16 protein-coding genes and 1 tRNA gene are annotated in these 13,681 nt (G+C 46.1%); 10 read left to right on the forward strand and 7 right to left on the reverse strand.

Going from position 1 to position 13,681, the window contains the following annotated elements; all coding sequences use genetic code 11:
• Positions 1-21: 21 nt before the first annotated feature.
• From ACM6JA_RS18495 to ACM6JA_RS18505, 3 genes are all read left to right on the forward strand, one after another.
• The gene (locus ACM6JA_RS18495) at positions 22-1,188 is read left to right on the forward strand and encodes an SMP-30/gluconolactonase/LRE family protein (RefSeq protein WP_414853500.1); all 1,167 of its coding nucleotides are present in this window, start codon (positions 22-24) and stop codon (positions 1,186-1,188) included.
• A gap of 22 nt (positions 1,189-1,210) precedes the next feature.
• The gene (locus tag ACM6JA_RS18500) at positions 1,211-1,999 is read left to right on the forward strand and encodes an SDR family oxidoreductase (RefSeq protein WP_414853501.1); all 789 of its coding nucleotides are present in this window, start codon (positions 1,211-1,213) and stop codon (positions 1,997-1,999) included.
• A 76-nt stretch (positions 2,000-2,075) separates the two neighbouring features.
• Positions 2,076-2,142: transfer RNA gene (locus ACM6JA_RS18505), tRNA-Ala, on the forward strand.
• Between the two features lie 208 nt (positions 2,143-2,350).
• Here ACM6JA_RS18505 and ACM6JA_RS18510 read toward each other — a convergent pair.
• Positions 2,351-3,094, reverse strand: a complete 744-nt coding sequence (locus ACM6JA_RS18510; protein WP_414853502.1) for a LytR/AlgR family response regulator transcription factor — start codon at positions 3,092-3,094, stop codon at positions 2,351-2,353.
• Positions 3,069-4,781 (reverse strand): LytS/YhcK type 5TM receptor domain-containing protein, encoded by a 1,713-nt coding sequence (locus ACM6JA_RS18515; protein ID WP_414853503.1) that lies wholly within the window; start codon positions 4,779-4,781, stop codon positions 3,069-3,071. Before ACM6JA_RS18515 ends, ACM6JA_RS18510 begins: the two co-directional genes overlap by 26 nt.
• A gap of 300 nt (positions 4,782-5,081) precedes the next feature.
• Here ACM6JA_RS18515 and ACM6JA_RS18520 point away from each other — a divergent pair, with 300 nt between their 5' ends.
• On the forward strand, positions 5,082-6,395 hold the full coding sequence (locus ACM6JA_RS18520; RefSeq protein WP_414853504.1) for an MFS transporter: 1,314 nt from the start codon (positions 5,082-5,084) through the stop codon (positions 6,393-6,395).
• 555 nt (positions 6,396-6,950) lie between these two features.
• Here the strand turns inward: ACM6JA_RS18520 and ACM6JA_RS18525 are convergent.
• From ACM6JA_RS18525 to ACM6JA_RS18535, 3 genes are all read right to left on the reverse strand, one after another.
• On the reverse strand, positions 6,951-7,241 hold the full coding sequence (locus tag ACM6JA_RS18525; RefSeq protein ID WP_414853505.1) for an NIPSNAP family protein: 291 nt from the start codon (positions 7,239-7,241) through the stop codon (positions 6,951-6,953).
• Positions 7,242-7,355: 114 nt separating this feature from the next.
• Positions 7,356-7,595, reverse strand: coding sequence for a hypothetical protein (locus ACM6JA_RS18530; RefSeq protein WP_414853506.1), 240 nt, complete (start codon positions 7,593-7,595; stop codon positions 7,356-7,358).
• 349 nt (positions 7,596-7,944) lie between these two features.
• A complete protein-coding gene (locus tag ACM6JA_RS18535) occupies positions 7,945-8,319 on the reverse strand; it encodes a DUF2500 domain-containing protein (RefSeq protein ID WP_414853507.1) in 375 nt (124 codons plus the stop codon).
• 344 nt (positions 8,320-8,663) lie between these two features.
• Between ACM6JA_RS18535 and ACM6JA_RS18540 the strand changes: the two genes are divergently transcribed.
• Together ACM6JA_RS18540 and ACM6JA_RS18545 are read left to right on the forward strand one after the other, a co-directional pair.
• Positions 8,664-8,870 carry an XtrA/YqaO family protein gene (locus ACM6JA_RS18540; protein WP_414853508.1) on the forward strand — a complete coding sequence of 69 codons (207 nt, stop codon included), beginning with the start codon at positions 8,664-8,666 and terminating at the stop codon, positions 8,868-8,870.
• A 111-nt stretch (positions 8,871-8,981) separates the two neighbouring features.
• Positions 8,982-9,173, forward strand: coding sequence for a hypothetical protein (locus tag ACM6JA_RS18545; RefSeq protein ID WP_414853509.1), 192 nt, complete (start codon positions 8,982-8,984; stop codon positions 9,171-9,173).
• Between the two features lie 37 nt (positions 9,174-9,210).
• On the opposite strand, the gene ACM6JA_RS18550 is transcribed toward ACM6JA_RS18545, so the two are convergent.
• Entirely contained in the window at positions 9,211-9,741 is a 531-nt protein-coding gene (locus ACM6JA_RS18550; protein ID WP_414853510.1) for an ECF transporter S component, read from the reverse strand.
• A gap of 327 nt (positions 9,742-10,068) precedes the next feature.
• Complete coding sequence (locus ACM6JA_RS18555) at positions 10,069-10,644, reverse strand: NAD(P)H-dependent oxidoreductase (protein WP_087344807.1); 576 nt, start codon at positions 10,642-10,644, stop codon at positions 10,069-10,071.
• A gap of 142 nt (positions 10,645-10,786) precedes the next feature.
• Here ACM6JA_RS18555 and ACM6JA_RS18560 point away from each other — a divergent pair, with 142 nt between their 5' ends.
• From ACM6JA_RS18560 to ACM6JA_RS18575, 4 genes are all read left to right on the forward strand, one after another.
• A complete protein-coding gene (locus ACM6JA_RS18560; protein WP_414853511.1) occupies positions 10,787-11,806 on the forward strand; it encodes an AraC family transcriptional regulator in 1,020 nt (339 codons plus the stop codon).
• Positions 11,807-11,936: 130 nt separating this feature from the next.
• Positions 11,937-12,593 carry a TetR/AcrR family transcriptional regulator gene (locus ACM6JA_RS18565; RefSeq protein ID WP_414853512.1) on the forward strand — a complete coding sequence of 219 codons (657 nt, stop codon included), beginning with the start codon at positions 11,937-11,939 and terminating at the stop codon, positions 12,591-12,593.
• Positions 12,594-12,604: 11 nt separating this feature from the next.
• Positions 12,605-12,973 carry a DUF4180 domain-containing protein gene (locus ACM6JA_RS18570; protein WP_007723697.1) on the forward strand — a complete coding sequence of 123 codons (369 nt, stop codon included), beginning with the start codon at positions 12,605-12,607 and terminating at the stop codon, positions 12,971-12,973.
• A 2-nt stretch (positions 12,974-12,975) separates the two neighbouring features.
• Positions 12,976-13,674 (forward strand): formylglycine-generating enzyme family protein, encoded by a 699-nt coding sequence (locus ACM6JA_RS18575; protein WP_414853513.1) that lies wholly within the window; start codon positions 12,976-12,978, stop codon positions 13,672-13,674.
• Positions 13,675-13,681 lie beyond the last annotated feature (7 nt).

Here is a 13,681-nt window from a genome sequence, read left to right on the forward strand (position 1 = left end):
CATGATAAAGGAGACTAACTAATGCCCCTTCATACATCAGCTCTCTCCAAAAAAACTGCTGAAGACACGAATCGTCGGAAACGCTCCTCGCTTAAACGAGTACTAAGATGGGGGCTGGCGCTTCTTGCGGTTCCGCTGATTGGAGTGACTGTTCTCTTGCTGGCGCCTTCACCTGTTGAACCGGCCAAATGGTCTGCGCCAACGCCCCCCTCGTTTGACCAGGAAGGTCCGTGGAAACAGAACAACAAACTGAGCTCGGCTCAGCTTGTTACGGATGCTCCCCGATTCCCGGAGTTCATTACATTTGATAAGGAAGGCGTACTGTATACTGGAGATTCGGGCGGGAAAATTTACAAGGTTGCTTTCGATGCAAAGGGCAATCCGCAAAAGGCTCAGGTGTTTGCAGACACCAAAGGCACGCCAAATGGGCTTAAATTCGACGCCAATGGAAATTTGATTGTTACTGATATCAAGAGGGGACTGCTGTCTATAAACCCATCCGGGAGCATAGTAGTATTGGCCGATCAAGTGGGCGGCCAGCCGATCTATTTAGCTAATGAACTTGATATTGCCCAGGATGGCTCGATTTATTTTTCCGATACCTCGAACTACGGCAGCGTGACCTTCAAAGAAATTGCCGAGAACAAGCCGCATGGACGTTTGCTGAAGTACGATCCAATGACCAAACAGACGACCGTCCTGTTAGAAGGTCTCTATTTTGCAAACGGGATTGCCTTGTCTGCGGACGAAGATTTTGTGCTTGTGGCGGAATCGTATCATTATCAGTTGACCAGATACTGGCTGAAAGGTCCAAAGAAGGGTACATCTGATATTTTCGCAGACAATCTCGCAGGCTTTCCAGACAACATTACGCGCGATGAGCAAGGTCATTTCTGGGTCGGTATCTTCACGACTCGCATTGCTTTTGTAGATCAGATGCATAGCAACCCTTGGTTGGCCAGTATCATGGCCAAAGTACCGCAGGCGCTGCTTAGCGGCGCAAGCGCACCGGCGAAGCATGGGCTTGCTGCGGAATTCAGCCCGCAGGGGGAGCTTATCGGCAGCTGGCACGATCCGGAAGGCACACTGTATGGCGTAACTACGGCTGCAAGCCATAACGGATATTTATATATAGGAACTGCGCCAGGAGGCAGCCAGGGTGTTCATCGCCTGCCTTTAACAAAATAATGTTGGAATGGGAGAGTGCGTAATGAAACTGGATGATTTGGCGTTATCTTGGAATACGAAGGAGAGTCTGGCCGGAAAAGTAGTCTTGGTGACAGGCGCCAGCAGCGGCATTGGGGCATCGATTGCCAGGAAACTGGCAAAGCGTGGCGCATATGTAGCCGTAGTGGCACGCCGACGAGATCGATTAAATGAGCTGGTTCACGACTTGTATAAAGAGGGATTGTACGAGGTTATGGCGGTACCTGCCGATATTCAAAAAGCTGAAGAAGTACAGTATGTTGTCAATGTCATTATTAACCGCTGGGGGCGTCTTGACATTGTAGTCGCCAATGCCGGATTAGGGTATCGAAGTCCTTTGGTAGAAGTAGATCTGGAAAGATGGGAGGAGCTGTACAGGACGAATGTACACGGTCTTATGCTGACGTTGCGGTACGGACTCCCGCCAATGCTGGGCCAGGGTAAGGGAGATGTCATCATAATCTCCTCCATTGCGGGCAAGGAAGTGATTGCCGGAGGAGGCCCATACAGTGCCACCAAATACGGCGTTAACGCCATAGCGTCTGCATTGCGTTTGGAGACAATCTCTCAGGGAATTCGCGTTACTACGATTCAGCCCGGGGCGGTGGCAACAGAATTTTCTCAGGTGGCCGGGTATTCCGAGGATGAAATTCGCGCGTTTGCTTCGAGGGTCTTGCCGTTACATCCCGATGATGTTGCAGAGGCGGCACTCTATGCACTGGAGCAGCCTGAGCATGTCAACATTCCGGAACTGACCATTATGCCTTCAAGGCAGGTCCAGCGGTTCAAATAAAGAGATGTCCATTGACACGTGCCATACCGTGATCAGATACAAGCCTTAAGTTTGGCAATCCCGGGTAGTACAACTAAGCACTGTGGGAGAGCGCTTGACTGGCAGTCAAGAGGTCGTCGGTTCGATCCCGATAGGGTCCACCATATAATGATTACGGAAACGGCAGAGATGCCGTTTTTTCATTTTGTATCTTTTGTATAACAAATCCCCCATTTCGACGGAGGTTTCGGAAACCTTATAGCTTGAGTAACCATCCTTCGAACTTGAAAATACAGCGCTATCCAGAAAAAGGAGCGAAAAGCTACTCTCTCCTCGCTCCTCACTCCGTTCCTAATCCTTCTTTCCCCAATCTCACAAATTCATCAAACCCCGAAAGGCTTTCATTTTCCCTCTGCTAACAGGAATATCCGTCTGACTGTCATCATTCATCTTAATCAAATACGTATTATTAAACCACGGAATGATTTCTTTAATATACTTCACGTTCAAAATATAGTTCCGATGACTTCGAAAGAAAGAGCGAGACCGATTCAAAATCTCCTCCAGCTCATTTAAGGACAAATCGCACTTGTCGATACTCTCTTTTGTCGCCACATATAAATCTTTCTCCCGCACAAACGCAAAGTAAATCTGCCCTACAGGAATCGGGATGATCTTGTTGGTCTTCCTGATGCAGACATGCTCTTCCATCGGGGGAGCCGTCGCAGTGCGATCATTCCTGACCGATCTGTTCTTCAGTGTCCTCACTTTTTTGATCACATCGTCCAATTTCGATTCCATGATCGGTTTAGTCAAATACCCCACAGCCAGCGTGGAAAAAGCCTCCAGAGCGTGTTCATGATAGGCAGTCGAAAAAACGATCAATGGGGGATTGGACATCTGATTCAATGTTTTGGCAAATTCAAGCCCATTCATTCCAGGCATCTGAATATCAAGCATGAGCAAATCAGGCTCGGAATTGATAATACGAGGCAATGCTTCCAAGGGATTGGTATAGATTGCGTCCACATGGATATCAATATATTTTTTCAGCAAATATTCCAATTCGGAACAAATGGCTGGCTCGTCATCAATGATGATCGTTTTCAGGAGCATCTGGATGCACTTCCTTTTCAAATGCGGATAACGGAGCGACAAAGGATACTACTGTTCCCAAACCAGGCTTGCTTTGAATCGTGAGGCCATATTTTTTGCCATAAATGGATCGAAGCCGTGAATGGACATTGACAAGGCCGATCCCTTTCGATTGGCTGTTCCAGATTTCGGCCAAACGCTCTTCACTGATTCCAACTCCATTGTCTTCGATGCTGATTTTCACTTCTTGGTCGTACGGTTCCACTCGAATCGTGAGCAGACAGTCGCTAACTTTTGGGGAAAGTCCATGGTGAATGGCATTTTCCACGATCGGCTGCAAAGTCAGGACAGGCAATTTGCGCTCCAGCAGAGATTGGTTGATCTCCATGTTTACCTTTAATCGGTTGCTAAATCGGACCTTCTCGATTTCCAAATACGACTTGATTCCGTCCAGTTCTTCCTGCAAGCTATGATGATTTCCCTTGCTTTTCAAATTGCGCCTAAAGATGTCACTTAAATGACCGATCAAGTTTCTCGCCTGATCAGGGTCTGTACGACAATAGGACATAATCGTCCCCAAGGTGTTGAACAGAAAATGCGGGTTGATTTGTGCTTGTAGGGCGCTCACTTCAGCCTGCTTCCGCATTTTCGCTTGATGCTCGATCTCCGCCAGCTCAATTTGGACCGACAGCAGCTTAGCGAGGCCGTCCACTAGCTTCTCGTTGGTCTGGGACGTCTTGGAGGAAGAGGTTTTATAGTAGAATTGCAACGTCCCGATTTTCTGGTTTTGATGATACAACGATGCGGCGCTGATCGATTTTAGGCGAGGCGGACGCGAAAGAGCACAATCTTTGTCGATCCATACCCCTGTAGGGCGGGTCAAAACAGCCTCCGCTACTTGTGCGCACAGCGTTTCTTTCTGCACATGATTCTCCAGTTCATGGCCTTTTGCGCTGAGCAGCTTTTCGCGGTCGGTAATGGCAACTGCATCCACCCTGGCTATTTCACGGATGATTTCAGCGGTTTTTTTCGCAGAGTGCTCATTTAGCCCCGCCCGCAGATGAGGCAACGTCTGGCTTGCAATCGACAAGGCCAGGTTTGCCCCCAATGCGCCGGACTGGTCTTGCATCATTTTGAGATTTTGGAAAACGCGCGTGAAAAGCAACAGTCCTGCAATGGTCATAATTGTGGTCGGGATCGCGATTTTTACTTCCAGTTCGAGTGCCGCAGAAAAAGGCTTGGCCATGAGAAGCACCAAAACTTTTTGAATGAGCTCGGCTGTAAGGCCAATCAGTACGATATGCTGCCATTTCAGACGCAGCATATTCATTTTCGTACTTACGATCCCGGCCAAGTAGCCGTTCATTACGGTCGAGATGGCACAGGCGAATGCGGTAAATCCACCAATCGAGTAGCGATGAATACCTCCTATAAGGCCGGCAAAAAAGCCGACGACAGGCCCCCCGATCAACCCGCCAGCGACGGCACCGACAATGCGCGTATTGGCGAGTGCGTCATTGACCCGTAGCCCATTCTCCGTTCCGATTACCGACAGGAACCCGAACAGAGTAGAGAGGATCACGATCCGCATCCAGTTGTTTTTCCCGTACATGATGTTCCGAAAGTAATCCAGTTGGCCGATGATAAGGGCGATGACTGCAATTACAGAGATGTTTTCAAGCAGTCCCAGAAGCATAGTGATTGTCATAACAGCCGCCTCCCTATGGAAAAGGGTAGCTCGATCCGGTCGAAAAATCAATGTAACTCAACTGGGTTTTTCGGCAGCTCGGATGCCGTTTTTGCACATCTGGAAGTATTCAATAGATTCTAGCAAAACAAACAACTTAGAATAAAAACAGTTCTTCGAGAATCCATTCAGGTAAATATGTAAACCCTTTCAAAGCAAACAATGCCCGTTCATTCTCGAGAGAAGTATTGTTTCATTTGAAAGCGGTTAAACTATCCCAATTGCGAATGGATTCGGGTCAAACATAAGGAGGGGGCAGCGATGAAGCCATCGAGTGATCGTGAAAATACGCGGCGAATCACAAGCAACATCTTTAAAGGTTCACTGGGGAACCTGATTGAATGGTACGACTGGTATGTCTATGCAGCATTTGCGGTGTATTTCTCGTCTCAGTTTTTTCCAAAAGGAGACGCTACCAGCCAGTTGCTGAATACTGCCGCTGTTTTTGCTATCGGATTTTTAATGAGACCGATCGGGAGCTTGCTCCTAGGCCGATACGCTGACCGTCATGGGCGCCGTGCCGCTCTGACGCTGTCTGTCACCATCATGGCAGGTGGTTCTCTGGTGATTGCCGTAACACCAAACTATGAAACCATCGGCGTGTTTGCTCCTATCATTCTCGTTCTTGCCCGCCTGCTCCAAGGTCTTTCGCTTGGCGGGGAATACGGAACATCTGCAACGTACTTGTCCGAGATGGCTTCGAGTGGTCGTCGAGGGTTCTATTCTAGCTTCCAGTACGTTACGCTGATCAGTGGACAATTGTTGGCATTGGGTGTGCAAATTATTCTGCAGCAAATACTCCCGGAAGAAGCCATGATGGCCTGGGGCTGGCGAATTCCTTTCATCATCGGAGCATTTGGGGCAGTAGCCGTGTTGTGGCTGCGCCGCAGTATGGACGAATCGGAACAGTATACCAAAATGGAGTCGAAAAACAAGGAAAAGGCGGGTACGCTTCGGGAGCTGATGAAGCATCCGAAGGCGGTGCTGGCAGTTGTCGGCCTTACGCTCGGGGGAACGATCGCCTTTAACACCTACACGACCTATTTGCAAAAATTCATGGTGATTACGGTAGGAATGCCGAAAGAAGTAGTCAGCTGGATTAACTTTACCGCATTGCTCGTATTCGTCGTCTTGCAGCCACTTGCCGGTATGCTGTCCGACCGAATTGGACGGCGACCGTTGTTAATTGGTTTCGGTATTCTTGGAACATTGTGGACCGTACCGATGTTTATGCTCCTGGAACAAACGACTAGTCCATATGTCGCTTTCTTGCTGATGCTGTCTGGTCTTATCATTGTTACCGGCTATACGTCCATCAACGCGATCGTGAAAGCCGAGATGTTTCCTACCGCCATTCGCGCTCTTGGTGTAGGCTTTCCGTATGGCGTGACTGTTGCGATCTTTGGAGGAACAGCGGAATTCATCGCACTATGGTTCAAAAGCATCGGGAACGAGTCTCTCTTCTATTACTATGTAGCAGCTTGTATTGCCATAAGCCTCCTCGTTTACTGGCGTATGGACGAGTCTTCGAAAAACTCTAAGATCGAAGCTGAGCTGAATACAGCAAAGGACTAGATTGGTGAATATAGGGGCTACGAAAAACGGCAGAGATGCCGTTTTTTTGCATGTACCGAACTGGAAAGATTGCATTTCAAAATTCCAATTTTTATAATGAGCAAAAACTCACTCAAAAAACGAGGTCCCACAAGCATTATTTCAACTTCGACCCAAATTCAACCATCATACAGTTACTACATAGCTATCTCGATGACGGGTTATAGAAGGATTTATTGGCTTGGGGTAACGCAAAAGGAACCCTAGAGAAGATGTTCGTTCAAGGGGTGCGGACTGCTGAACAAGCAGAGAATGCTAACCAGGAGTTCCGCGGACCATATTGAATTGCTCGACGCATTAGACGAATATCCGGGACCCGTGATACTAAGTGGTTACGATAATGATTTATACAACGGGGCGCATCAGAACAGAAGTTATCTGGATCAATCCAGTGGCAGCTGATCAAGTGGGGCAGCAGACAATCTTCTCGCTGCCCGGCATATAGCGGATGGATACAAAATGCTCATTATATAAAAAAGCCCATCCTATCTAAGGATGGACAAGGTTGAAGGAGAATTATTCAAACACCGGACGCAAGAAACTTCGCTCGTAACTGATGATGCACTTTGTTTGCTCTGCGAGTGAGAAGGCAAGTTGGCAATCTTCATCGACCAGTATTCTCTTTCGATAATCCTCATATTCTGCCAAGCTAGGAAAACTAAATAAGGCATAAGCAATATTATTAGCACCTTCATGAGGAAGGAAATAGCCATGATGATGTCCGCCAAACTTGTTGACAAGAGGTATCCACATCTTTGCATATTCTTCAAAAACACTTACCTGATATGGATCAATAACATATTTCAAGTAACAAGTGACCATTTTTCCACTCCCTAATGGTTTTTCCTAAATCTTACTGTACATCAGTATTAGGAACAAGAGGGGATATGGTTCTACAAAATGTGTATTTAAAAAAGACTTTTAATAAAAGTCTCGTGGATTTGAATCACATTCTATTTTTAAAGGCTTAAACCAATTTCTCAGGAATGTTCGTGTATCTGAGACTGTTAGAGCAACATCGCCTTTTTGAATATCGATGTATAGGCTATAGCCTCCATCAGATTTAGACTCAATTGGAATCAAGTCAATGAATTCGTTAAAATCTTTTACTACTTCGGTGACTCTATCCATTTGTGGTTTTGTTACATCACTTATAATCATCAAAAACCGTCTCTTCAACAATACACCCCATTGTTTTTATTTTCATTATATCACAGTAATGAAAACCGGGTGGGAAACGACAAGTTGTCAACTATTGTAAGGCGGGTTATCACCCACGTACTGGCAGATGAGCATTTTTTGTAGCCAGGAAAGGTCATGAATAAGAGCTGCAATAAAAAAACAACCAATAATAAGAGCAGTAGTTTTATTTCCCACTTTTCTAATAATCAAAATGGACTCCCCTTTTTAGTAATACCCAAGTTTACGTCACAGGGAGTAATAGGTTTCCAGATTTAACAAAAGAGGGGGGTATAGAAAGAAGATAGGAATGTATAAAGACGACCCTATTTTACAAAGGTCGTCTGCTGAATTCCTTATATCTGGTGCCTTGATAAGTTAATATGCCTGTATCTCCTTCGACTAGTAAGCCATACTCACTACCTTTTACATGGAATTCTAGTCTTTCTCCATTGTTTAGTTCAAAAGTAAGGTAATAGTATGTTGATACACTGGTATCATTACCGCCGCCTGAAGTTCTTGTGCGTTTACTAATTATTTTTGCAGGTTGAGTTAAGATTGGGGAGGCATTATTTGACATCCAAATCCTGATACCATTTATGATCGCTCCGAAGATAAAAAGTACAATTATTCCAGCAATCAGTAAAAACCACCAGGGCGGACCAAAACCACTAGAGAAAGATGGTCCAAAGTCATTTGCGAACATTCTATTATCACTCCAATATTTCGTTTACATGGTATACGTAAAAATATGGTTATTGTTTCCTTTTTAAGTAAAAAGTCTATTTAACATACTATTTCAAGTGAAAAGCGAAAGCCACACTTCCTAGTAAGAAGTGCGGCTGAGGAAAGTTACCTGCTCTTTGCATAAAAGCTCAAGGAAAGTAAAGTGATTGTTCCCAAGAAAAGAAAGGTTTCTAACCATGCTGGCATCCCTGGAGAGATTTCTGGCATTGAATGACCTCCTAAAAGAAATGCCCCCATCTGGGAGCCTGAATATGCGTTTGTAACCATATTATACCATGAGCAACTGGACAGGGGGAACGGAATATGAGCGCACGAGCAAAAGAAGTACAGATAGACACTGAAAGCATGACAATCACAGTACCTGTGGGAAAAAATCCAGCTATGATTCTGGTAGACCCAAAACAAGGTAAAGCAAAGATAGTCCCACTGGTAGAACATGGTGAAACCGTGGTAAAATCAAGTCAGGGAAAGATTGCCAAAGTTAATTACCGCGAGAGCGAATTATATTAATACAAGCCTGATACCGAGAAACGGGAGGGCGTCAGATTCACACCTACTATGGGTGTGTTCTGGCGTCCTTTTTATTTTGCCTGAGAGGAGGACAAGCCATGGCAAGGATTTATGAAATTATGGCTGAGCGGCAAAAGAGAAGAAATGAACCAATCAGCTTCGCTAAGCATTTGGAACGAGCAAAAGAGAAGTACCGAAAGCCAGTCCCAATTGATTGGTGAGATGCGCGGTGAAGTGGATTGGATCATTGAATGGCTGGATTGTACTGCTCTCACGCGTTTCCCGATCTTTTTATTTTTGTAAAAAAGGAAGGATGGAGCTCTGCCCCATCCTTCCTTTTTTAACCTTGCCCAACAATCTTCTTCAAGCGTCCCACCAGCGGAATGACAATAACCGCTGCTACAACCACCTGCAAAATATTCCCCGGAATGGAGCCAAACGGCTGAATCCAGTTACCGTAAAGAATAACTTCAACAAAGTAGTAGCCCACGATCTTAATCACCAATGCTGCCACAACTGCGAGTGCGTACACAAATACTCGATTGCCAGGCACCTTTTCGGCGATGAGGCCAGCTACATAGCCCATTGCACCTACGATTACGAAGGTAAACGGTGCCCATGCCGTCCAACCGGAGATAAGGTCAAAGAGGCCCATCCCGAATGCTCCTGCGATGGCTCCTGTTTTTCTGCCATACACAAAAGCGGCGATTAAAAGAGGCACGTTTCCGAGATGAATGAGGCCACCGTTCCCCATGATCGGGAGTCTTAAATTGATAAACATGGTGGCTGCGAGAGTAAAAGCGATAAAGAGTGCGTTAATAACTAGCGTTTTCGTCTTTGTTGCTTTTCGTGGTGAAAAAGTAGAATCCATATGATAGCCTCTTTCTTATTATTTTTACTATTATCATACTCACAATCAGCTACATAATAAATACACTTTGCACGATTTATTTGCCTCGGTAAATAATCCCAATGGAAGAGATACGCTGGAGAAAGGCTAGAAAGCAGGTGAAGGACAGTGACAGATTTGGATAAACTAGCTGATCCGCTGCTGGAAGGCGGTCCCGTATATAGCCGCATCAAGTTTTTGAAAAGTATGCAAACGCATCTCGATAAGTAAGTGAATAGGAAAAACTCAAGCTGAAATAGGGCTTGAGTTTTTGTTTTATCGCTCTGGTTCGGCTTTTTCACCGTACGCTTAGGCTAGCCTCTCCCCAAGCTGTTTCACTTTCTCCAGCCACTTCTTGCGCTTTTCATCCGACGAGGCATTCACTCCACTGATCTCCGTAACCTTCACAGGCTTGATCCCGCAAAACTTCAAAATGTTTCGTTTCATCACGAGATGTCCGGCTTGCCAGTAGATCAATCGATTGTACCAAGATGGGAAATCCATCGTTACAATCAAATGTGCGGTTTTGCCCGTTAACAGCTTATCCCAGAGTGATGAACCCTCCCGATATTTATAGGCGAATCCTGATAAAAGGACACGATCGAAAAATCCCTTCAAGATAGCGGGCATCGTGCCCCACCAAGTTGGATAGACAATGACCAAATGATCCGCCCAACGGATGAGGTCCTGCGCTTCTTTTAAGTCATCCTCTAGCTCCGTTCTTTTCCGATATCCGTACTTCAAATTCGGGTCGAAAGAGATTTGGCTCAAATCAATGGTGCGAATTTGTGCTGCTTTGCCTTTAGCTCCTTCCATATAGGCGTGCGCCAACGCAGAGCAATAGCTCTCGGGATCAGGATGTCCGATGATAACGAGAATGTTCATTTTCATAACCCCCTGTAGAGTTGATTCCATAACCGACGAATCGTGGTAAACTGAACTGTATTCAGCATATCGTGTGAAATGGAACAGATGAATGATCGAAAGCGCATAAATGTTGTGGATTCACGCAAAGGAGGTTCCGTACTTGGAAAATGCGCATGGGTTTGCGATTTCGATGGTGTATCCGATTATGAAAACAATTACTCACAAGAAGCTTGATTTTGAGCGTTTTTGTGATCATATTTCTTTCGACAGTAGCTTGCTAAAAGATGTAGAGGCACGCATTGATGAAGCAGAGCTCGAGCGTTTGATGAAGGAAGCGGCCATTTACACGCAGGATGATCATTTCGGACTGCATCAAGGGCAGCTAACTGATATTGCCGATCTGGGCATTCTTGGCTATGTCATGATGCATTCGGAAAAAATCGTCGATGCATTGAAGGCATATCAGCGGTATCACGTGATCCTTTGCAGCGGGTACGAGCTGGATTGGGAAGAGCGGGGGAAGGATGTTTTCCTGCGGTTTCATAGACAAAGCGCAGGGAGCGTTTCTCGACATTGCATGGAGGATATGGTTAGCTCCTTGTACCACTTGATCGTCCGTATGAGTCATCGGTCTATTCCGTTACAGGCGATACAATTCACACACGACGCTACGGCGGATAGCGCACCTTATTTGAATTTGTTCGGAATGGAGCCTCACTTTGGTGGAGAAGAAAATGGGCTCTTGATAGGCAAAGAAGTTTTGCAATACCCGATCCTGTATTCAGATGTTCGGCTGCGTAAAGCTTTTGAACCAATCGCGGAAGAAATTAGAGAGAGGCTGATCAGAGGGCGGGAATTTTCGGACCGCGTGTTTCAATGGATGATGGGATGTATGCCTGCGGCTTTTCCGACCTTACAGCAGACTGCCGCTGCTTTTCATATGAGTACGAGATCCCTGCAAGCGAAACTAAAGGCAGAGGACACTTCCTATCATGAATTGTCCACGAATGTCCGCAAAGAAATGGCGATGGGGTATTTACAGCAAGCGGAGCATTCCATTGGGGAGATTGCGTACCTGCTGCATTTTTCAGATCCAAGCGCCTTTCAAAATGCTTTCAAGAAATGGACGGGGCAGACACCGGGGCAATATCGGGTCAGTCGCCAAGCACTTGCCATGTAAGGTCAAGACAGAACACGCTGAGTAAGCGTGTTTTTTTGTGTTGTCGAACCTATTCGTTTGACAAACTGGAAAATACTTGTGTACACTTTTTTTATTCCGACCGTACAGTATAAATAAACGAGGTAAGATCATGCCCAAATTAGGAATGGAACCAAAGCGCCGAGCTGATGTCATCAATGCGACCCTAACGTGTATTAGCAACCACGGGATTGATGGCATGACGCTGGATAAGGTGGCGGAGTATGCAGACTGCTCAAAAGGTGTCGTCACGTATTATTTTAAGAATAAGGATAATTTGACGAGTGAAGCCTTTCAGGCATTCTTGGCCTATTATGGCTTGAAAATCGAATCTGACATTGAGAACACCATGACAGCCCAGGAAATGATGGATGTTACGCTTACGCATATCTTGCCGCCATACGTGAACGACAAGGAAAAACGGATCAATGTTTCGCAGCTGAATGGCATCGCTGAGATGTACATCCCGCATGAAGATCAAGCAAGACTCTTTGTACAATTCTTCTCCAAAGCCGCATTGGACCCCAATCTCCAAGAAGTGGTTGCGAAAAGTTATACGAGAGATTTGCAGGGCATCACAAAGATTTTTGATTACGGCAAGCAAACCGGGCTTATGTCTGTAGATGATTCACAAAGCGCTGCCTACGGACTCATGGCGATGGTTGTGGGCTTGAGCTTCTTTCGAGTGGCGAGCATTGCGCCAGCAAACGGCGAAGACAACCGATATATTTGTGAGGATTATGTGAGGCAGATTATCAATAGAAAGTGAGGAGGATACACATGAATATTACAAAGGTAGAAGCAGCCGTAGGAAACATTGCGATCGTGAGTGGTAGCGAGGTATTGATTATTGATGTGCAGTCAGCCCTGGATCTGATTGCAACCGTACACTATGAGGCAGACAGTAATCGTATCATTATAAACAAATCATTGATTAACGAAAGCTTTTTCGATTTGAAAACACGCCTTGCTGGCGAGATCCTGCAAAAGTTCATCAATTATCGGGTGAAAGTGGCAATTGTAGGAGATTTTTCGGTGTACACAAGTAAAAGTCTAAAAGACTTCATCTATGAATCCAACAACGGAAAGGACATCTTTTTCTTGCCGACCGAAGAGCAGGCGATCGAGAAGTTAAGCCAGGTGAAATAGAGATGGAACGGGCGTACACCATGGTGAACATCCCAGCAGGGCAAATCGAATTACGGGACGATCGAATCAAGACCACATGGACAACCGAGGTGAACGCTTTTTTACTCGCACCGGTTCCTGTTACGAATGCGTTATACTTCTCGGTTGTACAAAAAGCAGCTGGGCCGAATGATCACCCAGAGGCTCCCGTTGTGAATGTCTCGTGGAACGATGCGATTTCGTTTTGCAATCTGCTATCTCAGCAAGCGGGTCTCACAGAATGCTACTCGATAAGTGAAGATGGTGAGCGTGTCGTATGGAACGAGGAAGCGGATGGCTATCGTCTGCCGACAGAGGCGGAATGGCAGTACGCGTGCAAAGCAGGGACGGGTGGTTATCGGTACGGCGAGCTGGATGAGATCGCATGGTACCAAGAGAACTCTATGGGTCCAGCACATGCAGTAGGACATAAGCTGCCGAATGCGTGGGGGCTCTATGACATGCTGGGAAATGTTTGGGAGTGGTGTTGGGACCTTTACGATGTGAACGTCTACGGCACCTACCGAATTTTTCGCGGTGGCAGCTGGGCGGAAGAGGCCAGAGGCTGTGGGGCGACGTGCCGCAGACGCAGTCACCCCACGTTTCGAATTGATGATCTCGGCTTTCGGCTTGCCAGGGGGGTTGCAAAATCCAAAAAAATCCGTTACATTGATTTTAGTTAGATAATCT

This window comes from Brevibacillus sp. IT-7CA2, assembly GCF_949767855.1.
Classification (GTDB): Bacteria; Bacillota; Bacilli; order Brevibacillales; family Brevibacillaceae; genus Brevibacillus.

Coding starts and splice junctions, on each gene's coding strand:
- ACM6JA_RS18495 (WP_414853500.1), top strand. CDS start 22: ATGCCCCTTCATACATCAGCTCTCTCCAAAAAAACTGCTGAAGACACG.
- ACM6JA_RS18500 (WP_414853501.1), top strand. CDS start 1,211: ATGAAACTGGATGATTTGGCGTTATCTTGGAATACGAAGGAGAGTCTG.
- ACM6JA_RS18510 (WP_414853502.1), bottom strand. CDS start 3,094: ATGCTCCTGAAAACGATCATCATTGATGACGAGCCAGCCATTTGTTCC.
- ACM6JA_RS18515 (WP_414853503.1), bottom strand. CDS start 4,781: ATGACAATCACTATGCTTCTGGGACTGCTTGAAAACATCTCTGTAATT.
- ACM6JA_RS18520 (WP_414853504.1), top strand. CDS start 5,082: ATGAAGCCATCGAGTGATCGTGAAAATACGCGGCGAATCACAAGCAAC.
- ACM6JA_RS18530 (WP_414853506.1), bottom strand. CDS start 7,595: ATGATTATAAGTGATGTAACAAAACCACAAATGGATAGAGTCACCGAA.
- ACM6JA_RS18535 (WP_414853507.1), bottom strand. CDS start 8,319: ATGTTCGCAAATGACTTTGGACCATCTTTCTCTAGTGGTTTTGGTCCG.
- ACM6JA_RS18540 (WP_414853508.1), top strand. CDS start 8,664: ATGAGCGCACGAGCAAAAGAAGTACAGATAGACACTGAAAGCATGACA.
- ACM6JA_RS18545 (WP_414853509.1), top strand. CDS start 8,982: ATGAAATTATGGCTGAGCGGCAAAAGAGAAGAAATGAACCAATCAGCT.
- ACM6JA_RS18550 (WP_414853510.1), bottom strand. CDS start 9,741: ATGGATTCTACTTTTTCACCACGAAAAGCAACAAAGACGAAAACGCTA.
- ACM6JA_RS18555 (WP_087344807.1), bottom strand. CDS start 10,644: ATGAACATTCTCGTTATCATCGGACATCCTGATCCCGAGAGCTATTGC.
- ACM6JA_RS18565 (WP_414853512.1), top strand. CDS start 11,937: ATGCCCAAATTAGGAATGGAACCAAAGCGCCGAGCTGATGTCATCAAT.
- ACM6JA_RS18570 (WP_007723697.1), top strand. CDS start 12,605: ATGAATATTACAAAGGTAGAAGCAGCCGTAGGAAACATTGCGATCGTG.
- ACM6JA_RS18575 (WP_414853513.1), top strand. CDS start 12,976: ATGGAACGGGCGTACACCATGGTGAACATCCCAGCAGGGCAAATCGAA.